A 25,136-nucleotide genomic window follows, 5' to 3' on the forward strand; every position below is an offset into this window, starting at 1 on the left:
TAAACCTAATCATAGACTCAATCTCAGCTGCAAATAAACATATTGCCTAAAGAAAATCACGCCTCATTCATGCTCACTGAGTAAACTCGTCCGCAACAAGTGAAAACTTGCTATCATATTGCCACCTAGCCAAGAGCCTCGCTGCAATGAATCCATGTCGACTTTAGCCAATCCAATCCCTAATCCATCCTATGCCAGCACACTGTCGCGGCTCGCGCTGCAAATAAAAACGTGGGGAAAAGCACTCGGATTTGCGCAGGTTGGCATTTGCGATACAGATTTAACGGCCGAAGAAGCCAAACTCCAAGCATGGCTAGACAAAGGGTTTCATGGCGAAATGGCTTATATGGCCACCCATGGCATGATGCGCGCTCGCCCGCAAGAATTGCATCCGGGCACAGTGCGGGTGATATCCGTACGGATGGATTATTTACCACCCGAAGCTGGCTTTGCTACGAATCTCACCGATCCCAACTTAGGTTATATTTCCCGTTATGCGGGAGGTCGCGACTACCACAAGTTGATCCGCGCTCGGCTTAAAAAACTGGGGGATCAAATCAGTGCAGAGCTAGTGTCTCTCGGTTTCGATGCCGCTGACTTTCGCCCCTTTGTTGACTCAGCACCCGTACTCGAGCGTCCCTTAGCCGAAAAAGCCGGTATCGGCTGGACAGGTAAACACTCACTCATACTCAACCATGAGGCGGGTAGTTGGTTCTTTTTAGGTGAGCTGCTGATCAATTTGCCTCTGCCTGTGGATATTCCCATTCAAGAAGGCTGCAATACTTGTGTCGCCTGCATTACCTCCTGCCCAACAGGGGCAATCGTAGAACCCTATGTGGTTGATGGCAGACGCTGTATTTCCTATCTCACCATAGAGCTGCAAGGCGCCATTCCTGAAGAATTTAGGCCACTTATGGGCAACCGCATCTATGGCTGCGATGATTGTCAGCTCGTGTGTCCCATCAATCGCCAAGCGCCGCTCACCGCAGAAACCGACTTTCATATTCGCCCGCAGTTAAAACAGCCCGATCTTCTCAGCCTTTTTGCTTGGAGCGAGGCAGAGTTTCTTAAACAAACTGAAGGCAGCGCCATTCGCCGCATTGGCCATAAACGCTGGTTACGTAATATCGCAGTCGCACTGGGTAACGCCCCCGCAAGCCCAAACATTATTGCCGCACTTAACGCCCGCAATAACAGTGACGATATCGATGAGATAGTGCGTGAACATATCGAGTGGGCGCTCAATGCGCAGCAATCGCGCCTTGCTGATATCGCTGCAATTGAACAACAAAAAGCACGCCGCAAGACTGAACGCATGGTGCGTATTATCAAAAAAGGCTTACCACGAGATGCTTAACATCTAACAAGGTTATCAATAGCTTACTACTGATTAATTAGCCTAAACTAAGAATCGTCATTCGCTCAGTACGTCTATTGAACCTTGATATGAACCTTGATATTAAACATGGCCAATAGACAGTGGCGTTTCCCATATTCGCAGCGAATAAAACACACCGGAGGCATAAACATCCGGTGTCTTTTTACTGAGTAAGCTCAATAAGTTCAGTTAAAAACTCTCACTCAAGCAGTGATATTAGCCAAGGCGACGACGCAGTACGCGGGTTGCATCAACCATGTTTTTCAATGCAGGTTCGACTTCATCCCAAGTTCGGGTTTTTAGGCCACAATCTGGGTTGACCCATAATTGACGCACGGGGACTTTCTGCGCGGCTTTCTCGATTAACTGCACCATGGCCTCCACATTTGGGATGTTTGGTGAGTGGATGTCATACACACCGGGGCCGATTTCATTTGGATATTCAAAATCTTCAAAGGCGTTGAGTAACTCCATCCGCGAACGCGACGTCTCGATTGTGATCACATCAGCATCCATGGCAGCAATCGCGGCAATCGTGTCGTTAAACTCGCTGTAACACATGTGGGTGTGGATTTGAGTCTCATCAGTCACGCCAGCAGCGCTGAGTTTAAAGGCATTCACCGCCCAATCTAAATAGGTTTGCCACTCACTTTGTTTCAATGGCAGACCTTCACGGAAGGCAGGTTCATCGATTTGAATAATGCCAATCCCCGCATTTTGTAAATCGACTACTTCATCACGAATCGCCAGCGCCAGTTGTGTTGCAATCGCATCGCGGCTGATATCTTCACGGGCGAATGACCAATGCAGAATTGTCACAGGCCCCGTCAACATGCCTTTTACGGGCTTGTCGGTAAGACTCTGGGCAAACTCAGCCCACTCGACTGTCATAGCTTTTGGACGACTCACATCGCCGTAAATCAAAGGTGGCTTAACACAACGTGAGCCATAACTTTGTACCCAGCCATTTTTACTAAAACCAACGCCAGCTAACTGCTCGCCAAAGTATTCCACCATGTCGTTACGTTCGGCTTCACCGTGCACGAGTACGTCGATACCCAGTTTTAGTTGGCGTTCGATAGTATCGCGGGTCACTTGCTGTAACTGCTCAGTATACTGAGCATCACTTATCTCGCCCTTACGCCAGCGGCTGCGTAATCCTCGAATAGCGGGTGTTTGCGGGAACGAACCTATGGTCGTAGTGGGTAACAGGGGTAAACGGTATTTTTGCTGCTGCACCCTTTGGCGTACGCTGAAATCACTGACACGCTCGTAATCCGCAGTGGTTAATGCCGCAACACGCTCAATCACTTGCTTATCCGCAGCCTGTGCTTTGGCTTGGCGACGAGCGATACAAAAAGTACTGATTTTTTGTGCTTCATCCGAATTAGGCGTCAACAATAATTGGCGAATTTTGCTCAATTCCAACAGTTTCTGCTTAGCAAAGGCTAACTGTTTACGCAGCACAGGTAATAGTTTGACTTCAACATCTAAATCTACTGGGCTGTGCAGCAATGAACATGATGTGCCAATCCACAGACGATCGCCTAAATCACGCGCCACTGCGCCAATACGCTCGGCAATCAAATCGATTTCTGCCGCCCACACGTTACGGCCATTAACCACGCCCACCGACAAAATTTGCTCACTGCGCAACGCATTTGCAAATACAGCCAGTTGTTCTGGCGCTGTGACTAAATCCAAGTGCAAACCAGCCACTGGCAAGGCAGATACTAGGGCTTGATGATGCGCAATACCGCCATAATAACTCGCCAAAAGAACCTTGACGTTTACAGTGCTTAGCGCTTGATAAGTCTTAGTCATCGCCGCTTGCCACTGCGCGTCTAACTCTAATGCCAACACAGGCTCATCTAACTGCACCCATTCCACACCTTGGGCGGCGAAACGCGCCAAGATGTCAGCATAAGCTGTTATTAAATTAGGCAATAAACTTAACTTATTGAACTCTTGACCCACAGTTTTAGCAAGGTGCAAGTAACTAACAGGGCCGAGTAGCACAGGTTTTACTTTATAGCCTAGCGCTTGCGCTTCGCTGACTTCATCAAAAAACTGCTCGTAAGCAATCGAAAACTCTTGGTTTTGCGTCAGCTCTGGCACCAAATAATGATAATTAGTATTGAAATATTTGGTCATTTCAGAGGCTGGCGCATCTTGGCCTGTCGGCGCTCTGCCGCGGGCAACGCGGAATAAAGTATCGAGATCGATAGCGCCTTCACCACGATGACGCTCAGGGATGGCATTCAAGGTCGCACTCAGGGTTAATACTTGATCGTAAAAGGCAAAATCCCCCACGGGCACTTGCTCGACGCCAGCAGCGGTTTGCCACAGCCAATGGGTACGGCGCAGTTCACTCGCTACTTCACATAATTCGGCTTGAGTACTCTCACCACGCCAGTATTTTTCTAAGGCAAATTTCAATTCACGTCGACGCCCGATACGGGGAAACCCAAGACTATTTAATTGCATACCCTATCTTCCTTTATTTGAGATAAGCCAAATTCGGCACTTGCACCCACCAGATTGTGTTCTCTTGGCACTTTTCAGTATTTCCGCCTTGATAAACAACAATGGGCGTCTGGACGTCTAGAAGTTTATTGTGTTAGTCTCTATTCCAGCAACCGAATTGATTTCAAGCACAACATGAGCGAAATTCACCTGGAGTGAACATGATCGAACTAAGACATCTGCGAACCTTAATGGCCCTGAAGGAAAGTGGCAGTTTGGCGGGCGCAGCCAAAAAACGTTTTGTCACTCAATCCGCCCTCTCCCACCAAATAAAGGAGTTGGAGCAAAGGATTAACTCGCCTATTTTTGTGCGTAAAAGCAAACCGCTGTCATTCACCCAAGAAGGTGCGCGTCTGCTTCATCTCGCGGAAGAAATTTTGCCTAAGGTGCTAGAAACCGAGACAGATCTTAAGAATGGCCTTGAAACCGAAACCAATCAGTTACGTGTCGGCATTGAGTGTCACAGCTGTTTTCGCTGGTTAATGCCTGTGATGGAGCAATTTAGACAAGAACATCCCCAAGCCGAGTTAGACTTGTCGAGCCGTCACTTGTTTGACTCGCTCAATGCCCTAGAAATGGGCGAACTGGATATAGTGCTGACCTCAGATCCTGTGCCTGGGCATTCACTTGCTTATCAGCATTTGTTTGATTTTGAAGTAAAGTTAGTGGTTGCTAAAGATCATCCGCTAGCGAAAGAGCCCTATGTCACCCCTAAGCAATTAGCGCGTTTACCGATAATTAGCTATCCCGTACCGCTGACGCGTTTAGACATTTATCGCCACTTTTTAGAACCTGCGGGCATAGAAGCGGGTGAGCAAAAAACCTGTGATTTGACCATGATGTTATTGCAACGTATCGCCTGCAAAGATGGTATCGCTGCCCTGCCGAACTGGTCGATAAATGAAGGTCACGGCTTAAGCCTTACTACGGTAAAGCTAGGACAAGAAGGCTTAAAACGGCCTCTATTTGGCGCCTATCGCCGCCATAGTGGTAACTCAACATTGATCCAAAATTGGTTACAACTGGTGGCGAGTGAAGGTTTATCTCGCCAGCAGAAGACAAATTAATGCCGGTTAAATCTAATAAAGAAGCCTACGAATGCAGGCTTTTTTTATTGAATTAAATGGTTATTTTATTCGTTCAAACCGTTATTTATCGCATCTAAATATTACAGTGGATTCATCAATAGACCACGCATAGACAATACGCGGCGCAGGATTAAACCAGGGGAATTCGAATTACGGGTCTGACGCAAATTATGGGCAATCATAAACTCTTGACGCAAGTCCTGATCGAGATCTAACGCTTCGAATGATTCTATCGTCAATGTCTGCTGTTGATTATCAATCAATGACTTAATTACGCTTAAAGGGAATGATTGTTCGGCATTAGCATTTAAATACGCAAAGGCCGTGAGCGCGATAATTTGGCCGAACACACTGAACAGGGCCAAGGTTTGCACTTCATCAGCATCAACCTCGACGCCTTCCATATCCGCTAAGCTATCTACCGCATCCGTTGCAATATCTTCAGTCAGCTTCCAATAACCTTGGACCAACTTTTTATAGGGCTGTGGCAGTTCATCGAGGCGTTCTTTTAAATAGAACGTAAAAGCGTAGCGATAGATATTAACTTGACCTAAGCGGATCAAAGCTTCTTTCAACGAACGAGTTTTGTGATTTTCCACTACAGCAGCCTGTGCGGAATTACTGCGCATAAGCATGTGCGCTGCCAATGCGGGATCGCTCGAGATAATGTCAATCACATTACGAATGTCGCCTTCAGCAAGGATCGCTTTTTTGAGTGGAATTAGAATTCCTCGGCGGCCAATCACTTGCTCTTCGTTCGCTATGATAGCTCTAACTTGAGTAAAAACCTGTTGCTCAAGATCAGTCATAAGACACTTTACACCTGTTTATTAACAATAAGATGATTCGGTTACAGCTCACATCATACCTAAAATACTAAGAATTTCAGCCATAAACAGCAGAGTAAAATATAAATTACTACTGTTTAGTTATTGCTGCCCGCTAACACTATAGATAACGACAATTAAACCACTCTACTAAAACGATATTCAAGACTATACCTATTTTAAGATTTATTCTTTGAACTCAGCGTAAAAAGTAAAGAATCCGCCTTCTTAGAAGGCGGCTTTGACTTGCCCCTGGAAGGGGCTATTCCAAAAACTACATCATCTGCAACGACAATTGAGCCTCATGTTCCTGATCTTGTTTATCTTGATGGCGCACATATCGTCTAATGATTTCTTCATTAACACCTACTGTATCTACAAAATAACCTCTGGCCCAAAAGCTATTGCCCCATAGCTTTTTACGTACATGAGGGAATTTATTGAATAGCCTTATCGCACTTCTTCCTTTCAATACTCCCATCAGCGTTGATACTGACAGCTTCGGCGGGATTATGACGACCAAGTGAACGTGGTCTATCTGAACGTTTAACTCTAAAACCTCACAACCCTTAATATTGCAAAGGATATAAATTGACCTGTATAGCTCCTTACCAAGGTTTCCTTTTAAAATTTTAAAACGGTACTTCGGAGTCCAAACAATATGATATTTGCAACGCCAATAAACATGTGATGAACTTCTATAATCGCCCATGCTTTTCGTTTCCTCTTACTTGTGGTGAATAAGAAGTCTCTTTTAGCATGGGCGTAATTCAGGCTATAGCCTCAAGGAACAATCACCACCGCCAGAGGCGGTGGTTTTGGGATGACAATAAAAAGCCAGACTCAGTCTGGCTTTGTTATTAGATAGCTCATTAATAATTAGAAGCGGTAGCCCACAGTGAAACGAATATCACGGCCTCGACCAGAATAGTAACTATCCCCCCAATCGCCACCGTAATAACCTGCACTGACATAATCTTTATCGAATACATTATCGATACGCAGGCTGGCAAGCCAAGCATCACGATTATAATTCAAGGCTAAATTACCAAGCACGTAACTTGCTAGCTTATCACCTTGATTAGCGTTATCGCCTTCAATAAAACGATCACCCGTGTAGATAGCTTCGGCAAATACTTGGAAATGCTCAGCAAAATCCATGCTGACATAACCGCGTCCCGTGTGTTTTGCCACCCAAGACAGCTCTTTGCCATCGTTAGCACCATCGGTAAATTCGGCGTCGGTATAGTTATACTCTAGCCCGAGTTGCAGCGCTTTAGTGATCTGCCAATCCCAATCGGCACCCGCGCCATAACGACGAGAAGCGTCGGCATTTACGTTTGCACCGTTGAAATTCCCACCTATGGGTTTAACTGCACTCGAGTCATAAACAATTTCATCCTCTAAATCGAGACGATATAGGCTGACTCGCAGGGTTTGACTAGCGACAGCCCAATCCCAACCCGCCTCATAGGAACGGCCTGTTTGCGGCTTTAAGCCAAATACGCCCGGCGATGTATAAGCTTGCTCATCCACTTTGGCAAAACGGAAGTTATCATCGGCGCGCACATAGAGTCTGTGCTCCGCAGTTGGGCGGTAATTTAAACCCAGTTCGAATGCGTGGGCATTTTCGTCTAAATCGATACCACTAGGATAAACTTTGCGATCGACTAACTCGTCGGTCACCCGCGCATATCGCCCACCCACAACATAACTTAGGGTATGACTTAATGGCACAGTGGCTTGTAAGTAAGCACTTTGTGTTTGCTGCACATTGCTGCGCGCCATAGTGTCAAAATCAGCCTTACCACGGCTAATGTCTAAACCTGTGACTAGGTTTAGCTCACCTTGACGCGTACTGTAGCTCGCTAACGCTTTAGGGCTAAACATCAACAGTGAGCGTGTATTATGGCTGTTCGCCCCCCAATTAAAAGAAGACACTAAGGTATCGCTGTAATCTAAATCCGCCGCCAGCGCCCAGTTTTGATTGAGCTGATGCTGGTAACCCGTACGCGCCGCAGTGGTCATTTCGTGAGAATATTGCTTCTGGTTCCCAGAGTCACGTGGGTTGTCTTTAAATTGATCTTTAGTAAGCGAGCCAGGATTTTCACGGTCATCGTCGTAATAGCTGGTTTCAACGAAGAACGAGTCTGTGGCCGTTTTATATTGAATGCGGCCAAGAATAGAGCCGGTTTCGTTAGCATTATGTTTGCGATAGTTGTCACCTTGGTTGTAACTACCGGTGAAAAAGTAACGCCAATCTTTGTTGATCGCGCCAGACACATCACCGCGACCTTCATAGGTATCAAAGCTGCCGCCGGATAACTGTACGCTACCGCCGGTATTTTCAGGGGATTTAGTGACAATATTGATCACGCCGCCTACCGCTTGGTCACCATAAAGCACACCCGCACTACCCGATAAAATTTCGATGCGTTCGACTTGATTAAGCGGAATGGCATTAAGACTAGGAGCTGCGATATCGATATTATTGAGGCGACGACCATCAAGTAAAATCAGCGTGTTATTCACAGCAGTGCTGGCGCTAAAGCCACGCATCGCAAAACTAGTACCGATGTTATTATCTGAAATTTGAATACCACTTTGACCGCGTAAAACCTCAGTCACACTAGTGGCACCGCTCATTTCAATCGCCGCAGCGTCAATCACATTCACATTCGCGGCAATATTTAACGGGGTATTGTCAGAGCGGCCGATCACGACAAGATGCTCGTCGACTTTAGCTGTGCTGCTAGCGTCAGCCGCCATAGCAGGCGCGATAACGGAATAACTGCAAAGGCTACCGATCAGCAGCGCGATTTTTGTTGGATTTGTTCCCATTTTACCTTTAACTCCTGCAAGGAAAACGGGGCATTAGCGCCACGATACTGTTCATTCAGTAAAAGATACTGACAGTGACTATCGCATTTTGAGATCTGCCCACCGAAATCTCAAAAACACCTTTAGGGCCGGTCTCCGGACTTAGGCTATGTTAATCCGTAAAAATAGAATTAACGCGAGACTGACCTTTAACATTCTGACTATCGGGTTCTGTCTTGAACACACCAATCAAACGCGGTCTTCTCTCACCTTTTACCGTTGCGGGGGCAGTGCCAGAATTTCACCGGCTTCCCGATTATCTCGCGGCTTTCGCACGCAAGCACCTCAGAAGGTTGACTAAAAATTTGATTCATAGGGCACAGCCATCAATAAAACAGCGATACTCCCTTAAGGCTCAGCACATTATAGAGCCTGAGCGCGCGCATTATAGACGTCTATACGGATGAAAGTCCATCAAACTCAAGCGAACGTCTAAAGTCTACTTCAAGGAGAATGGGACTAAAGCGGAGATAAAATCTTGGCTATTATCTGCCTGCAGTGGTGGTTTATCGACAGAAAAAACGGCACCTCGCATCGACTTATGCAGTAGATACAAATCTTTATTGCCACTGACAACCGTATAGTAGCCAATTTCCCCTTGAGGAATCGAAGCATAGGCTTTGGGATTCACTTGCGTGGCATTGTGGATATTGGGCATGGCTGTACAGCCTAAAATAGCCTTAAATCCCTCGTGTCCATCAACTTCAGTGTCGCCGAGCTTCTGGTACACCACTTCGCCGTCACAGGTCGATTTATAGATCTGGGCCATCGCATCTAAAAAACGCTCTGGGCTAATACTCTCGGCCATATCCTTAAAGCCCTGCACGCAAAATAGCGCACTCCACTGGGTTAATGCTTCCTGCTCAGGCACATATTCTGCCATAAACATGCCTGCTTGCTCCTCATGATAAGCCTGCTTCCAGCCCGCAGGCAGATTGAACCCTAATTGCTGACCAAATACCGGCAATACATGGGTATGAGCAGCGCCGCTTTCGCTCCGAGCTATATCTAATGTGGCTTGAACTGGCTCTGAGCCAATTAAGCTGCAGAGTAACAACACACTGGCACCTTGAAACAATCCAATAGGTGAACACAATGCTAATTTCATACTTATCATCCTTGTATCGCACTTATAATTAATACGACATCATGAAATTGAACAGAAAACACCCAGCATTCTAACGAAGAACCTTCGCTGAAAACAGTCAAAAAGTTATATTAACTGCCACTTTAAAAGAAATAATCACTATCACGACTTGAATAACAGGGAAATATTCCGTTTATCTGCACAGTAACGGTAAAAAGGTTAGTGCTATTCGCTAAATAACCACATTTTTACTTCAGGTTTAGGCCTTTCCTGACTCAGAATCACCTGTCTTTGCTCTGGCGTTTCGCATTGGGCAACAGGGGTAAAATCCAGCGGCTTTATCACCAACGAATCGGCAGGCGGTACCGAAGATTTAGCGAACATCTCGTTATTCATCGACCAAGAGACCCATTCCCCCTTTTCACTGATCCCGACATACCCCTCACCCGCCCTCGCTAACCAAGTTAATCGTGGAATACGCGCTATGAGCTTCTCAACATTTTCTAGGTTAGCCCTATAACCTACTGGCACGACTTTGCCGTCAGGACGGGTAAATACAAATGATGCCGAACCTAGGGTGATCTTGCTTCCCTCCTGCCAATACCGATTGAGAATATCTTGAGCATAGTGAAAACCATATAGATAGGCGTAGTCACTATCATCGACCAGGATTTGCGGTACGGCATTGTCACGCAGCAACAAAAATCCCGTGCCAACACTGACAATACTGTTCACGCCTTTAATATCCGTTTGTTTGAGCCAATCGATACCACAGTTCGTCTCATTGCCCCAAAAGTGCGCCTCACCCGTTGGACTTAAGATTGCAAAAGCACAGCTATTTGACGTAATACTCGCAACATCCAGTAGCGCACTGCGAATAGAATAAACATCACTACTCTGCCCCCAAGTCACGACGCTGCCATCCTTTTTTAGAGCTGCATAAGTTCCTTGGGTATATTCAACACTCACAACATCCATTAACTGTGGCAGCAGCCTTTTCATATTGGTTGACCGTTCAACTTGCCCCCAAATCACAGTGCTTCCGTCTTTTTTAAGAGCAGTAAAACTTCGTCCTTCAGCAAAAATATCCACGACATCAAACAGTTTATCCTGTACATGTTGGCTATTGCCGCCTTCGGGACCATAACCCCAAGTGTGCACTTTCCCATTGGCATCGAGTGCGGCTACCGCCTCACGATTAGCATAGAGTTTAGTGATGTTTGTCATTCGACTTTGCAGGACTTTGTCGAGGCTCAATTTCCCCGCTCGCCCCCAATACACCACAGTGCCATCTTCACGCAGGGCGGCAAACCCCTCCTTTACAGGCACGACTTGTTTAACCTGTTTAAGCTCCGCAGTCACTTCGCGACTATCGCCGCCACTAAAGCTATTACCCCAAGTGACCACATCACCATTGGGGGTGATAGCAGCCACTGCCATATCATTTGTTATAACGGTATTTACTGCGGGTAAATCACAGGGAATATGACGATACTGCGGACTCGGTTTTTCCTTAAATTGGATGAGTTTACCGTTATCAAACTGCAGCAATGACTCGTTATTACTTTCCACTATGGCCATAGGTTGAGGCTCGCTACAGCCAGAGATCTGCATGGCAACCATGCCCGCGAGTAAAGCCTTAGGCCAAGTGATTCGATGAGTGAGCATTACTTATTTCCTTGTATTTGCTTGGAGATGTCATTCAATGTTGTGCAGCAGACAGAGCGAAGATGAAATAACCTAACATCGCCTAATGTCAAAAATGGGCAGAATTCTAGCAGCTTGTTGATAAAAAGACGAAAATGCTCACAGTTTACTCTGCAAGTGCCCTACACAGGCTAGCGCCTAACTTATGGCATGCTATTCTAAGCATCCAGTACCGCTGTTTAAAGGAGTAACAGTATGACTCGTCACATCATTCTTGATTGCGATCCCGGCCATGACGATGCTATCGCGCTGATCTTAGCCTTAGCTCACCCAAACCTCGTTCCCCTTGCCGTCACGACTAGCGCTGGCAATCAAACCCCAGATAAAACCCTCAACAACGCCCTGCGGATCTTAACCCTGTTAAACCGTGGTGATATCCCAGTCGCAGGCGGTGCCACTAAACCGCTAACACGTGAACTGATTATCGCCGACAATGTTCACGGCGAGACTGGCCTCGATGGCCCAGCATTACCCGAACCGAGCTTCAGTCCACAAGCCATAACAGCCGTTGAACTGATGGCGCAGCAAATCCGCCAAAGCTCTCAGCCAGTGACTTTAGTGCCTACTGGGCCGCTGACTAACATCGCCCTTTTACTGGCGAGTCACAGCGAGCTACACCCTAAAATCGAGCGTATTGTGCTGATGGGCGGCGCAGCCGGTGTCGGCAATTGGACGCCTGCCGCCGAGTTTAATATTTTTGTCGATCCCGAAGCCGCCGATATTGTCTTTAAGTCAGGTATTCCCATCACTATGTGCGGGCTCGATGTGACCCATCAAGCGCAAATCATGGATGCAGACATAGAACGGATTCGCGCCATCCCAAATCCAATTGCTCAGTGCGTCGCCGAGTTATTGGATTTCTTTATGATTTACCACAGAGATCCTAAATGGGGCTTTATTGGTGCACCTCTGCACGACCCCTGCACTATCGCTTGGTTGCTCAAACCTGAACTGTTTGAAGCACAAGATTGTTGGGTCGGGATTGAAACCCAAAGCGAGCTGACCTTAGGCATGACAGTAGTTGATCGCTATCAACTCACTGGCAAACCCGCCAATGCGACTGTGCTGTTTGGGCTCGACAGACTCGGTTTTGTCGATTTACTGGTAGACAGTTTACGTGTCTATGATCCAACTTATCTCAATCGCAGATGAAAATAACAGTGAGTTTTCTATGAGCCAGATACTCGTTATCGGCAGTGCGAATGCCGACCATGTGATGAAATTTGAGTACCTGCCCGCAGCAGGGCAAACCTTGATGAGCCGAGACTATCGACTCGAACAGGGAGGTAAAGGAGCCAACCAAGCGGTCGCCTGCGCGCGTTTAGCTAAATCAGGCACCCGCACTGACTTTATCTGCCACCTCGGCCAAGACAGTATCGGCGATGATATGCGTCAAAGCTGGATTAAAGATGGCATCAGTACAGAAGGTATTAGCCAGATAGCGGAGCAGAGTACAGGCACAGCGATGATTTTTATCGGTGACAACGGTGAAAACACCATAGGTGTTGCTGCGGGAGCCAACGCCACTCTTTCACCCGATGATTTAGAAAATCACTATGCTCTGTTTTCCCGTGCTCAATTCCTTTTAATTCAACTAGAAACGCCTGCTGCCACAGTGGCAAAGGCATTACAAATGGCAAAAACCTTTGGCGTGACTACGGTATTAAATCCCGCCCCAGCGACCGCCCTTGGCCACGATGTACTCAAATGGGTTGATGTGATTACGCCTAATGAGACTGAAGCAGAAGCTTTAACTGGCGTTGAAATTAACCATCTCGATGCTGCTCAAATGGCTGCGCAGCTCCTCCACCAGCAAGGTGTAGGAATTGTAGTGATCACTTTAGGCAGTCGCGGCGCATATATCAGCAGCCCAGGTTTTACCGGGCTAGTGCCCGCACTTGAAGTGCAAGCCATAGACACAGTCGCTGCAGGGGATACCTTCAACGGCGCCCTAGTCGTCGGCTTGAGCGAAGGTATGTCAATTGCTGCCGCCGTGGGATTTGCCAATGCGGCCAGTGCCATTACAGTGACTCGCCAAGGCGCACAACGTGCTATTCCCTATCGACAGGAGCTTTCGTACTAAAAAAAGTAAGCGACTTTGAGTTAGACGCCCAGAGTCCGCTCATCTAAATTATCACTTATAAATCAGAGCTATAAATCAGATCCATTAATGATAATCCGCGAGTATTTAGTTGGTTCCAGCTCAGTACTCGCTCGCCTGTGCTTACCGCTAGCCATTTTTCCGCTACCGGATCTTGCCGTTCTAGGCAGTGCAGTTTTCGAACGAAAGTTGGATATACATAATTTACACGCTGATTTCATTCCCATTTAATGAAGATTGCTTATTCTGGTAGGCGCATGTCCGAGTCAAAAGGACTCGGCTACCCTTGTTCAACTAAGGAAGTACCAGATGAAAGCAAAAAGCACAGCTTTACGTAACGTGACCAGCACTAGCCTAATCGGCCTAGGATTATTATTCGCTAGCCAAGCGAGTGCCAACGAATGTGAACTGAAAATTGCCGCCACTGATGCAATGCAATTTGACACTAAAGAGCTGTCAGTACCTGCAAGCTGTAAAGAAGTGACCTTAACCTTAACCCACACAGGCACTTTGCCAAAAGCAGCGATGGGCCATAACTGGGTATTAACTAAGGCAGCCGATATGTCAGCCGTCGCGACTGAAGGTATGAGTGCCGGTCCTGATGCAGCCTATGTTAAAGCGGGTGATACACGCGTTATCGCTCACACGCCATTAGTGGGCGGCGGCGAATCAACATCTATCACCTTTAGCACTGCCGGTATGAGCGCCACCGAAGCCTACCAATTCTTCTGCAGCTTCCCAGGTCACTGGGCGATTATGCAAGGCAGTTTCAAGTTAAAAGCTTAAGGTGAATGGCTTAGCCTAACGTTAAGTGATAAAAACAAAAAAGCGGATCTTAGGATCCGCTTTTACATTTCAGCCATTGCATTTAGCCGCACTAATTCATCATGGTCTTGGTTGGATGACTAATGGCGCAAAGCTCGTCATCGCATTACCGTTAGCGCCGTTCAAGTTAGGATATTCAACCCCTTCCTGTAAAGTGTAATACACGTCGACAAAGTCATCGTCATTGGTGAACCAAGCATCCGGCATCACACTTAAAATACCATTGGTAATTTGCGGGATCAGCGCATAACCCTGAGCTTCAGGATCGGGGATCGACTTTAAGATCTGCTCCGCCGCTTCCAACAGCTTAGTGGCCAACACTTTATAGTTAGTACCATCGTCATGCTCCATTAAGATCATGTCCGCAGCCGCCCAACGATAACGCTCCCAATGTATGATGATTTGATTCGGATAATAGGTCGTATCCGCATAATCTAAATAGGGCATTTCGACGATATCGAGCACAGGTTCTTCACGGCTCGGGTCAACCCCAGTCACTATGCCGTAAATTTCGGCACGACCAGAAATCCACGGCTCATGGTCATCCTTCAAGGATATTTGTTTGATCACTGTGGTTGAAATCGGCTTTTCAGCTACCGCCTGTGTTTGCGCACGACTCAGTAGCGCGCCCTCTTTTTTCGCTGACTGCGCCTCGGCAAATGTCGCCCGCATCACCTCTAAGCCAGCCACAAAGGCTTTTTTGCTATCGATGCCAACCACAAACACTGGCTGCTGCGGTAGGTTATACACGTCTAATTGATGCACTTTCCCATGAATATCAAAGGCTTCAATATAATCCCACTGACTCTCGTCACCATCGGGCTCATAGGCAAATAAAGGAGACTCACCTTGCTGCCATGGGGTTAACATGGCTTCATCCGCTAGACGCACTTGCACCAGAGAATCCGCTTTGGCACTTAAGCCCTTCACTCGGCGAATTGATGCATCGGCTTGGGTGATCACATTATCATTGAGCCTATGCAGAGACAGAATGTCATCGGCATTTACTGCCAACTGATACTGGTTTATTTCAGTCTGTAAGATAGGCGCGAGCTGCGCATATTGATGGCTTAAATCTAACGCCAATGCCCGTTTAGTATTGGTTAACTGCACTTGTGCATCCAAAGTCGAATCCTTTAGCGACGCTTGTAGTAAGCGTAACGCCTCTCCATCTAAGGCTTGGCCATAACTCAGGGTTGCCGAAGCCGACAAACACAGCAATAAACTGGATTGAAGTAGTTTCATAGGAGTTCCCTTACCTTGATAAAGTTAAACGTGCGTTCGAATTCCTTACATATGAGCACAGAGCAGCATCTAAGTAAATCAAATGATAATAGTTATCGTTAATTATTAATGGTATAGAGTACGTAATCCCGGCTAAATGCGATAAAAACAAGCTAATGACAGCATCAGTAGATCAGTCCAGCCGAACAGAGTGTATGAAGATAAACGAGGAAATAAGATGAAATGAATTGATATGCACAGTTTCGCGAGCGACAAAATCACAAAAGGCAGATCTTAAGATCTGCCTTTTGCTGTTCATCGCCAGAGTGACGTTTCAGAACGCGTTATGCGCGCCCTAATAGTCACACTGGCTTGATAAGACAAGGTTAAACGAATGAGTGTTACTCTTCGTCGAAATCATCTTCATCAAGATCTTCGGCATCAGTTGCCGCTTCAGCCGCTAATGCAGCGGCTAATTTTGCTTTAGCTTGTTTCTCTGAACGACGTTTATTGCGCTCAGTTAACGTGCCTAAAAACACTTGTAATTCAGTTAAGCCCCAAGCTTGCGCTTCGGCTTCAGTCGCAAAGCCATCGTGGCTCTTAGACACAACTGTTTTAGTTGATGTCATGCGACGAGTGATTTCAGTTTTCCAACCGTTGTCGCCCTGTGTCACGCGAAAATCGTATTTTTTGCCCTTGCTCATTCTGCTCTATTTCCTAAATGATGCTTGTCACGTTTGTCTTATCAAGCGAACCAAACGCTCATCATAAAACAAAAGGAGCGCAGTGTACTTGATTTCGGCCCAGAAAGATCGCCCAGATGAAAATATTCATGCCAGTTTCATCGACTCGCTCAGTGGAGTCAATGCTCACCTCTAAAGCAACACTGTGCATATATCCCGACCGTCCTCTGTCTAAGGCAGTTTATCGCAAGCTAGCGTGCCTTAGATAATAGTCGTGCAAACGGTATATATTCTTGTTTATGTCATACAAATAGGCTTTTTCAGTCACATTAACACTTTAGAGTTTCTGATTAATATTAATAATTTACATCATTACTCATAGGTAAATCTGATGAAACTACGCCCTATTTCGTCGCTCTCACTCGTCCTGTTAATTGCCACGAGCGCTTTATTAGCCGGTTGCAATAATGACGATGATAACGCCGCAGTCACGCCACCCACCAGCAAACCCGTTCCTGCTCAAGTGGGAGAAAGACCCTTATTCCTCGTACGTCAGATGCAAGACAGCACACTTAAAACCCGCTTAGAACAATGCACCACTGACAATTTTTATCGCAGCGAATTTTCCATAGGTCACCGTGGCGCGCCAATGAAATTCCCTGAGCATACAAAGGAATCCTACCAAGCGGCTATCGATTCTGGCGCAGGCATAGTCGAGTGTGATGTCACCTTCACCGCCGATAAAGTTTTAGTTTGCCGCCACTCACAGTGCGATCTTGCCAGCACGACCAACATTTTAGCCATACCCGAACTTGCCAATAAATGTTCAAGCACATTCACTCCTGCTGATGCCGCCAATGGCGTCAGCGCATCGGCAACCTGTTGCACTAGCGATATCACCCTTGCCGAATTTAAAACTCTCAAGGGTAAGATGGAAGGCAACAATCCGAAAGCGACCACTGCGGCCGAATTCATCAATGGCACCCCAAGCTGGCGCACCGATCTTTATGCTGGCAATGGCACCTTGATGACCCACGCTGAAAGTATTGAAATGTTTAAAAAAGCCGGCGTGAAAATGACGCCTGAGCTAAAAGCGGCCAGCGTATCTATGCCTTTCGATGGTTTTACTCAGCAGGATTACACGCAAAAAATGTTGGATGAATACACGGCGGCGGGCGTCGATGCTTCGCAAGTATTCCCCCAGTCATTTATTTTGGATGACATCAAATATTGGGTCGCCAACGCACCTGAATTTGCGAAGCAAGCCGTGTTTCTCGATGACAGATACGATTATAACAGCGCCTTTGATCCGCAGAACTCTGCCACTTGGTCACCATCAATGGCGGATTTAAAGACCCAAGGCGTCGAAATTATTGCGCCGCCACTCTGGGTATTAGTCGCCTTAGATGCGGATAAGAAAATCATTCCTTCGGAATACGCTAAGGCCGCTAAAGGCGCTGGGCTTAAGATCATCACTTGGTCGCTAGAACGTTCTGGTTTATTAAAAAATGGCGGCGGCTTTTACTATCAAAGCATTACCGAAGCGATAGATAACGAAGGCGATACCTTTAAATTACTTGATGTACTGGCGAAAGATGTTGGCGTGATTGGAGTGTTCTCCGACTGGCCCGCCACAGTGACTTACTATGCTAACTGTATGGATTTATAAGTCATCGATATAGAAAAAAAAATGCGTTAACGATTCATCGTTAACGCATTTTTTTATTGCGAAAATAATCTATATCTCGCCGCGAGCTATTTAAACAGGTGCTGGATATTCTTTAAATCGCCCTTACCTTCGGCAATTTCTTCAGGCGTTAAACCTGTGACTTCGTGCGGGAAAACTAACCAGTCTTCAGAGGCATGAATGTAATAGTCGGGTTTTAAAGGCACTGCGGTATTTTTTGGCTTGTAATAAGGGCAAGCGATACGGATATCGGTTGGCATATTTAGGCGCATCAGTTGGCTGAGTTTTTCTTTTAATGCATGAATACTACGGCCAGAGTCAAACACGTCATCCACAATCAACAAACCGTCACTCGCGTTCGCATTTTCAACGATGTAATGCAGGCCATGCACTTTGATTTCTTTGCTTTGTTTGTCGGTGCCAATCCCATAATAAGAAGAGGTACGCACGGCAATGTGATCGGTTTCAACTTGTTTAAAATCGAAAAACTCCTGTACCGCGATCCCGATTGGAGCACCACCACGCCAAATACCCACGATAAATTGCGGACGAAAGCCACTCTCATACACTTGCGAAGCTAATAAAAATGAATCTTCCAGCAATTGCTGCGCGGTAACAAAATACTTTTCTGACATGACACAGTCCCCATCACATTGATTTTATTCTTAGGTCGTTAAAGCTTATGACCCCTGTAAGGTCTGTTCGGCGGGTAAAGGTTCCCAAAACACTAGAACAGCTTTGCCTTAGCAAGTGTAGGCAGCCGCCGAATTTTGGGAGCGAATTTTATACCAAAAAAATGCGATGTGCTGCAGTAATAGTAAGAACTTGCGTGACAACAGACATTTATTTTGCCTTTTAAAGCCAAAAGCAACAAAAAGGCCACCCTAAGGTGGCCGATAAACAAGCGAACAATACCGCATTAAACGATAGGCGTAATCACATGCTCGCCTACTTTTGTCTTAGCGCTATAACCACGGGCCGTTGCGACTTGGAAATCCTTCGACAAAATGGTATCCACATAATGCCAGTCGCTGCGCACCTCATCAGCGGTAAAGGTGAGCGTCATAAAGCCTCGGTCTTTTAAGTTAGCGTACTTAAGATCTGGCACTAACTCGACGATTGCCGCCTCGGTCGCGGGGATCTGTTCCGCTGGCAGATTCAAGTAATATTCAAGGCCTGGCGATGATACTGAGCTAGTCGCAAACTCAACACCCACAGTATCGCCTTGCACGTCTTTAAGCTCGTTTGCCCATGCATTATGGGTGTCACCCGCGATCACAACTAGGTTGAGATTTTTCGATTTAGCCGTACCTAAAATCACTTCACGCTCATAGGCATAACCATCCCAAGCATCTAAGTTGTACGGGATTGCAGGTAATTGCAGCAGTCCGATAACTTCTGGCGTGAGTAAGACTTGATTGGCTTGAAGATATTGCAACTCTTGGGCAGTAAGCGTGGGATCATTTGCCGCCGCACGGGCCGCTAACTTAGCTAAAGCCCCTAACATGGCAAATTGAGGAATGCTCATCTGCTGAGTGGCAATCGCCGCAGGCAATGACATCTTACCCATTAATACCTGCTGTCCTAGTACTTGCCACTTGCCTGTCGACTGTAGCAATGTGCCCTGCAGCCATAATAATTGCGTCAACCCCAGCATAGTGCGAGTGGTCGAAGTGACATCGGCAAGGAAACGCTCACCCGCAAACGAGCCCGTGGTAGGGTCCATATAATCGGCATAATCGAGCTGTTTATCACGGGCTAATACGCGAGTATCCAGCATATGCAGATCGACGAGATTGCCGTAACTGAAGCTGCGGTAAATCTCTTCATGGTTCCCTTCACGCCATGGGCGAATCGGCAACCACTCGAAATAAGCTTGTAGTGCCGCTTCTTTACGAACGGCAAAATCCCCTTCGCCTTCGTTGTGATTCTCGGCACTATCACGCCAAGTATCATTGGCCACTTCATGATCATCCCACACTGTAATAAAAGGCACTTTCGCGTGTAACTTTTGCAGACTCGCATCGGTATGGTACTGACCATGGCGAGTGCGGTAATCACTCAACGTCAGCAACTCATTGGCGGGTAACACTTCACGGCCCAATTCGGCAGCATGCTCACTGGCATAACCACCGCGGGCATATTCATAGATGTAATCGCCTAAATGCACCACAGCATCTAAATCATCCTGCGCCGCCGCTAACTCATAGACGTTAAAATAACCGGCAGGAAAGTTAGCACAGGACATCACGGCTAATTTGACTGAGCTTACGTCACCCTCAGGCAGAGTGCGGGTTTTACCCACAATAGAGGTTTTATCACCCGTCATAAAGCGATAAAAGTAGGTTTGCCCGGCACGTAAACCACGGGCATCAATCTTAACCGTGTAGTCACGGCTCGCATTAGTGACAGTCTCACCTGTGGTCACTAATTGACTAAAGGCCGCATCGCTTGCCACTTGCCAACTCACTTTTACATCGCCCTCAGACTCAGGCGTGACACGGGTCCAGAGGATCACAGCATCGACTGCCGGATCGCCACTGGCAATCCCATGTAAAAATTGCGCGGGTACAGAATTATCATCATTACTATCACTACAGCCCATCAAGCCGTAAGAGATCACAGCAACACCAACACCTTTGGCCGACATAGCCAAAAAATCACGACGAGTTACGGTACGATTCATTATTATTATTCCTTGTTAGAAAAGGCTTCACTGGTATGAGGTCTAATAAGACCACGATTGTGAGATATCACTGTTACATATTTGTGACATCTTTGTCAGCCTTTTATGATATCTATCAATTCAAACACTTATACTGGATAGCGTACTTTATTTGTGCAGGACTGGCGTAGCTTACAGAGAAGCTGCTAACATCGGTGCAGGCTAACGCAGCGTGTGAAATGCACGCCTAAGAATGGCAAGAAAAGGAATTTAACAATGAAAGTCAGCGATATTATGAGTGATCAAGTCATCTGCATCAGCGATGGCGCCAGTTTAAAAGATGCCCACCATCTGATGCAAACCCGTGGCGTACGCCACTTACCTGTGATTTCTGAAATTGATGGCACCCTCGTTGGCGTACTCACCCATAAAAAGATGATCGCCAGCGTGATGACTATGTTGAATAAATACGGCCAAGGCGCGCTCGATCGTAAGGAGCGATACACGCCGATCACAACCGTGATGGACCAAGACTTTCAGCATCTTACCGCCGACGAGCCCTTAACTGTGGTGGTGGAATATTTTATCGAAAACAAACTCGGCTGCTTGCCCGTTGTCGATGTTGATAAAAAGGTACTCGGTATCGTCACTTCATCGGACTTTATTAAGCTGTGCCGTACTCTGCTGCAACAGCAAAGTTAAGCTTATCGAGCAAAAAGCGCGGCCAATATTTGCTGCGCTTCCCATTCATCTCACCAAAACTACACTGCAGTCGCAGGCGGTATTCGAGTAAAACGCTGCCAGCGGCACGAGCGCCAGCGATACACCATAATCAGGCCGCGGATCCATTCATCTGCCGCAACGGCAAGCCATGCTGCAAGCACGCCGTAACCTAAATGCAAGCCAAAGAACCATGCCAATAGCACGCCAATGCCCCACATGCTAAAGAGGCCAACCCGCACAGGGAACGCCACATCACCCGCGCCTTTTAATGCCGAAATAATCACCAGATTAAACACCCGCCCCGTTTCGAGCGCGATTGAACCTGTAAGCAATAACGCCGTCAGTTGAATGACTTCTTCGTTCTCACTTAGCCAGCCAACAATAATGAATCGCTGCCAGTAGAATACTAAGACGATACCAAGGGAAACCATAAAGCCCACTAGACAGTAACGCTGCACCCGAGTGGTGATTTCATCGAACCATTGTTTGCCGACATAGTATCCGGTCTGAATTTGCGTCGCCTGCCCGAGCGCCACCGCAAAACAATAAATAAACCGGCTGATGTTTAGCCCATAGGTATAAGCCGTAAGCGATAACGTCCCCATCTGACTGATAAAATAGATGATGGTCATCTGCGCTACATTGTAAGACAGCATCTCGCCAGCGTTGAGCAGACCGATACGCATCACGCTCCAATAAGTGCTGCGCGGCAGTAACTTAAGTCGTTGCAGTGGCAGCGGAATTTGCTTGTGCCGGATCACCATCAGCATGATACACGCGCCGATGATCTGACTGGTGACGGTGGAAATTGCCACCCCTGTTACCCCATAAACAGGCAAGCCAAAGGGAGAATACAGGGCAATATAATTACCGATGACGTTCATCAAGCCTGTGCTTGAGGTAACTAACATGGCCGAGCGGGTAAAGCCGTAACTTCTTAAAATCGCAGCAAAAGCGATGTTCATGACCAAGCCAATGCTTAAGCTGCCGCAAATCACTAAGTAGTCATATCCAAAGCCAGCCACATCGTGTTCAAGCGCAAACAGGCCGATAATCCCCTTAGCACCAAAGAACATAGAGGCGCCCATGATCAAGGCGAGTCCTAAGCTCAATGCGACACTTGCCACCCCGATATCAACCGCCTGTTGCGACTGGCCTGCGCCATTGTTCTGGCTAATCAAGATGCTCGCGCCTGTGCTCACCATCATGGACATAACCATCATGAAGAACATCAGCTGAGTCGTGAGTCCCACTGCCGCTACCGCGTTATCGGAATAATGGCTGAGCATAAAAATGTCGCTGATCCCAAGCAGTGATTGCAGCAAGGTCTCGACAAAAATCGGCCAAGTGAGGGCGACTATGCTCATACGTTGTTGCAATGTTTTGGGTGCTTTAGCCACGGAGAATTCCTGCAAATAGAGTACGGATAACGATGTGAGCGCTGGCTCAATGTGTCGCTCAAACGGTATCTTGGCAACCTATATTTTAGCCAAGAGACTGAAAGCAACTTTCACAAATAGACAACCTAGTGCTAACTAACACACAATCAGGCGGAAATTTAAGCGCATAAAGCCTGTCAGTCAATTTAGTTGGTAATTTTCTTACATGACACACTACAACTCAATCTGTGATCGTGAAAAAGATGCTGGCTGCAACCGTATTCATTACTGAGTTAATGCCAAAGTTAATTTCCGCCATCATGATAAGCCCATAACAAAGCTCATAGCTGAGCATTAATCTTGGCTACCAATTCCGTTAAGCTGCCGATAAACTCTGCCCATTACAGAACAGCCGAGCGCACTGAACATTGAGGGAGTATTAAATGAGCCAACTCTATTTAGAAGAGGGAATTAAACAATTGGTTAGCGAGTTTATCGCGGCGGGTTGTCCATCGGTGCGAGAGCAGACCATTGAGCAACGTAGACAAGGTTATATCGCCAGCACGGTACTCGCAGGTGAAGCGGAAGAGGTGTTCGAGGTGCGCGCAGTTTCTATCGATGGCGCAGAATTGACCCTGTTCAAACCTTCGGCAGTAAACGATTTACCCGTTGTCATTTACTACCATGGCGGCTGTTTTGTCAGTGGCGGCGTTGAAACCCACAATCAACAACTGCGTAAACTCGCCAATGATGCTGGCGCACTGGTGATTGCCGTTCGCTATCGCCTCGCCCCAGAACATGTTTATCCCGCCGCCCACGACGATGCCTGCCATGCCGCCGAGGTCATTTATGAGCATTGCCAACAATGGGGTGGCGATAACACCAATATCACCCTGATGGGCGACAGCGCCGGCGGCCATTTAGCCCTAGTCACTTGCCTACGTTTAAAAGCCAAAGGGCAATGGTTGCCACAAAAACAAGTACTTATCTATCCAATGCTCGATGCCACCGCTAAAAGCCAAAGCTATAGCGACAATGGCGAGAAATATATTATTACCCGCGACACCTTGCTCACTGGATTTGATCTGTATCTAGATTGGCACCCCAGAACCGATGCCGAAGCCAGCCCGCTGCGAAGCACTGACCTAGCAGGACTGCCCGAAACCCATATCATCACAGCTGAATTTGATCCGCTCGTCGATGAAGGAGAACAGCTATTTAGGCATCTATTAGAGGCTGGCGTCAATGCCCACTGCCGCCGCTATCTTGGGGTGATCCATGGCTTCTTTCAACTCTCGGGAGTGAGCCGTTCCGCTCGGGATGCTATGGTGCAAGTGAGCAATATAGTGAAGAGTGCTTAACGCCATCTTTGATAGTGAATTCCTACATAAAAAAAGGCTTTCTATCTAGATAGAAAGCCTTTTTAAACCGTTTGATATTCTGACTTAAACGGCTTTTTTCCGATACGCCAAAAACAACAAGACTATACCTACGGCTAAAAACGGTAAGCTGAGCAGTTGTCCCGCACTTAGCACAGATTCAGAGTAAGCCGCTTGGCTGACTTTAATCGATTCAATCGCAATTCGCGCACTAAACACCGACACCAGAAACAGGCCAAAAATCGCGCCATGCCTTTGTTTAATCTTCGTAAATTGATACAGAGCATAAAGCACGACAAAGATAGCCAAATAGGCAAAAGCCTCATAAAGCTGCGCCGGATGCCTTGGCAACATATCAACACGTGCAAATATAATGCCCCAAGGTTGAGTCGTTGGATCGCCTAAAATCTCTGAGTTGGCAAAGTTCGCCATACGCACAAAAAAGCCAAAAATGGCGGTGGCGATCGCGAGTCTATCCAACAAAAACAGGAAGGGCAGCTTCACTTTGCGTTGGTAATAATACAGCGCCAGAATCGCCCCTAAACCTCCACCGTGGCTGGCGAGCCCACCTTCCCAAATCGCCAAAATCTTCAGCGGATGGGCAAAGTAATAAGCCGGATCATAAAAAATACAATGGGCCAAACGCGCGCCCACTATGATGCCAACCACACAATAAATCAGCAGATTATCAAGGGACTCGACATCGAGATTTTCCTTGATATAAATCCGCTTCATCACCTGAAAACCGGCAGTGATGGCAACAGCAAACAAAACTCCATACCAATGTATTTTTAGTCCCATAAACGAGATTAATACAGGATCGAGCTCCCACACTAAGTGTTCCAAATTCAATTACTCCTAACACTTGGTACATAGAGATACGCCAAAAAGCCTGTTTTACGTGGTTAAACGCCAATAGACAAGCCTTGTCGCGGGGATATCTTACTATTGAGCCAAATTTAACGACACTGAGTAGC

General features: G+C 46.9%; 20 protein-coding genes and 1 riboswitch. Of the genes, 8 read left to right on the forward strand and 12 right to left on the reverse strand.

The genetic code is table 11. The features are described from left to right. Window positions 1–154: 154 nt before the first annotated feature. Window positions 155–1,357, forward strand: coding sequence for a tRNA epoxyqueuosine(34) reductase QueG (queG, locus tag K5Q99_RS08735; RefSeq protein WP_220776631.1), 1,203 nt, complete (start codon window positions 155–157; stop codon window positions 1,355–1,357). Between the two features lie 237 nt (window positions 1,358–1,594). Here queG and metE read toward each other — a convergent pair whose 3' ends face one another. Then, window positions 1,595–3,865: a 5-methyltetrahydropteroyltriglutamate--homocysteine S-methyltransferase gene (gene metE, locus K5Q99_RS08740; RefSeq protein ID WP_220776632.1), complete on the reverse strand. Its 2,271-nt coding sequence runs from the start codon at window positions 3,863–3,865 to the stop codon at window positions 1,595–1,597. Window positions 3,866–4,065: 200 nt separating this feature from the next. Between metE and K5Q99_RS08745 the strand changes: the two genes are divergently transcribed. Then, window positions 4,066–4,971 (forward strand): LysR family transcriptional regulator, encoded by a 906-nt coding sequence (locus K5Q99_RS08745; protein WP_106651596.1) that lies wholly within the window; start codon window positions 4,066–4,068, stop codon window positions 4,969–4,971. Window positions 4,972–5,072: 101 nt separating this feature from the next. Here K5Q99_RS08745 and K5Q99_RS08750 read toward each other — a convergent pair whose 3' ends face one another. The 5 genes from K5Q99_RS08750 to K5Q99_RS08770 form a co-directional block, all read right to left on the reverse strand. Beyond that, window positions 5,073–5,801 carry an HDOD domain-containing protein gene (locus tag K5Q99_RS08750; protein ID WP_220776633.1) on the reverse strand — a complete coding sequence of 243 codons (729 nt, stop codon included), beginning with the start codon at window positions 5,799–5,801 and terminating at the stop codon, window positions 5,073–5,075. A gap of 292 nt (window positions 5,802–6,093) precedes the next feature. Next, a complete protein-coding gene (tnpA, locus tag K5Q99_RS08755; RefSeq protein ID WP_220776634.1) occupies window positions 6,094–6,531 on the reverse strand; it encodes an IS200/IS605 family transposase in 438 nt (145 codons plus the stop codon). A 167-nt stretch (window positions 6,532–6,698) separates the two neighbouring features. Further along, window positions 6,699–8,660, reverse strand: a complete 1,962-nt coding sequence (locus K5Q99_RS08760; protein ID WP_220776635.1) for a TonB-dependent receptor — start codon at window positions 8,658–8,660, stop codon at window positions 6,699–6,701. A gap of 109 nt (window positions 8,661–8,769) precedes the next feature. Then, window positions 8,770–9,002, reverse strand: a riboswitch (cobalamin riboswitch). A gap of 136 nt (window positions 9,003–9,138) precedes the next feature. After that, window positions 9,139–9,807, reverse strand: a complete 669-nt coding sequence (locus K5Q99_RS08765; protein ID WP_220776636.1) for a hypothetical protein — start codon at window positions 9,805–9,807, stop codon at window positions 9,139–9,141. A 204-nt stretch (window positions 9,808–10,011) separates the two neighbouring features. After that, on the reverse strand, window positions 10,012–11,454 hold the full coding sequence (locus K5Q99_RS08770) for an RCC1 domain-containing protein (protein WP_220776637.1): 1,443 nt from the start codon (window positions 11,452–11,454) through the stop codon (window positions 10,012–10,014). A 234-nt stretch (window positions 11,455–11,688) separates the two neighbouring features. Between K5Q99_RS08770 and rihA the strand changes: the two genes are divergently transcribed. The 3 genes from rihA to azu all read left to right on the forward strand — a co-directional run bounded on the left by rihA (window position 11,689) and on the right by azu (window position 14,380). Then, on the forward strand, window positions 11,689–12,645 hold the full coding sequence (rihA, locus tag K5Q99_RS08775; protein ID WP_220591107.1) for a pyrimidine-specific ribonucleoside hydrolase RihA: 957 nt from the start codon (window positions 11,689–11,691) through the stop codon (window positions 12,643–12,645). A 19-nt stretch (window positions 12,646–12,664) separates the two neighbouring features. Then, entirely contained in the window at window positions 12,665–13,576 is a 912-nt protein-coding gene (rbsK, locus tag K5Q99_RS08780) for a ribokinase (RefSeq protein ID WP_220776638.1), read from the forward strand. 327 nt (window positions 13,577–13,903) lie between these two features. Beyond that, the gene (gene azu, locus K5Q99_RS08785) at window positions 13,904–14,380 is read left to right on the forward strand and encodes an azurin (RefSeq protein ID WP_106651603.1); all 477 of its coding nucleotides are present in this window, start codon (window positions 13,904–13,906) and stop codon (window positions 14,378–14,380) included. Window positions 14,381–14,479: 99 nt separating this feature from the next. Here the strand turns inward: azu and K5Q99_RS08790 are convergent, their stop codons facing one another. Next, the gene (locus tag K5Q99_RS08790; protein ID WP_220776639.1) at window positions 14,480–15,664 is read right to left on the reverse strand and encodes a DUF3103 domain-containing protein; all 1,185 of its coding nucleotides are present in this window, start codon (window positions 15,662–15,664) and stop codon (window positions 14,480–14,482) included. A gap of 380 nt (window positions 15,665–16,044) precedes the next feature. Then, window positions 16,045–16,347: a DUF3622 domain-containing protein gene (locus tag K5Q99_RS08795; protein WP_105250177.1), complete on the reverse strand. Its 303-nt coding sequence runs from the start codon at window positions 16,345–16,347 to the stop codon at window positions 16,045–16,047. 370 nt (window positions 16,348–16,717) lie between these two features. On the opposite strand from K5Q99_RS08795, the gene K5Q99_RS08800 reads away from it, so the two are divergent. After that, window positions 16,718–17,995: a glycerophosphodiester phosphodiesterase family protein gene (locus tag K5Q99_RS08800; protein ID WP_220776640.1), complete on the forward strand. Its 1,278-nt coding sequence runs from the start codon at window positions 16,718–16,720 to the stop codon at window positions 17,993–17,995. Window positions 17,996–18,081: 86 nt separating this feature from the next. On the opposite strand, the gene K5Q99_RS08805 is transcribed toward K5Q99_RS08800, so the two are convergent. Beyond that, window positions 18,082–18,648: a phosphoribosyltransferase gene (locus K5Q99_RS08805; RefSeq protein ID WP_028759331.1), complete on the reverse strand. Its 567-nt coding sequence runs from the start codon at window positions 18,646–18,648 to the stop codon at window positions 18,082–18,084. A 284-nt stretch (window positions 18,649–18,932) separates the two neighbouring features. Then, window positions 18,933–20,699 carry an alkaline phosphatase D family protein gene (locus tag K5Q99_RS08810; RefSeq protein WP_220776641.1) on the reverse strand — a complete coding sequence of 589 codons (1,767 nt, stop codon included), beginning with the start codon at window positions 20,697–20,699 and terminating at the stop codon, window positions 18,933–18,935. 255 nt (window positions 20,700–20,954) lie between these two features. Here K5Q99_RS08810 and K5Q99_RS08815 point away from each other — a divergent pair, with 255 nt between their 5' ends. Then, window positions 20,955–21,380, forward strand: a complete 426-nt coding sequence (locus K5Q99_RS08815; RefSeq protein ID WP_220776642.1) for a CBS domain-containing protein — start codon at window positions 20,955–20,957, stop codon at window positions 21,378–21,380. 59 nt (window positions 21,381–21,439) lie between these two features. Here the strand turns inward: K5Q99_RS08815 and K5Q99_RS08820 are convergent, their stop codons facing one another. Then, window positions 21,440–22,801, reverse strand: coding sequence for an MATE family efflux transporter (locus K5Q99_RS08820; RefSeq protein ID WP_220776643.1), 1,362 nt, complete (start codon window positions 22,799–22,801; stop codon window positions 21,440–21,442). Between the two features lie 422 nt (window positions 22,802–23,223). Here K5Q99_RS08820 and K5Q99_RS08825 point away from each other — a divergent pair, with 422 nt between their 5' ends. Then, complete coding sequence (locus K5Q99_RS08825) at window positions 23,224–24,141, forward strand: alpha/beta hydrolase (protein WP_220776644.1); 918 nt, start codon at window positions 23,224–23,226, stop codon at window positions 24,139–24,141. Between the two features lie 84 nt (window positions 24,142–24,225). On the opposite strand, the gene lgt is transcribed toward K5Q99_RS08825, so the two are convergent. Then, on the reverse strand, window positions 24,226–25,005 hold the full coding sequence (gene lgt, locus K5Q99_RS08830; RefSeq protein WP_220776653.1) for a prolipoprotein diacylglyceryl transferase: 780 nt from the start codon (window positions 25,003–25,005) through the stop codon (window positions 24,226–24,228). Window positions 25,006–25,136: the final 131 nt, after the last annotated feature.

It is taken from the genome of Shewanella hafniensis, from assembly GCF_019655335.1.
Classification (GTDB): domain Bacteria; phylum Pseudomonadota; class Gammaproteobacteria; order Enterobacterales; family Shewanellaceae; genus Shewanella; species Shewanella hafniensis.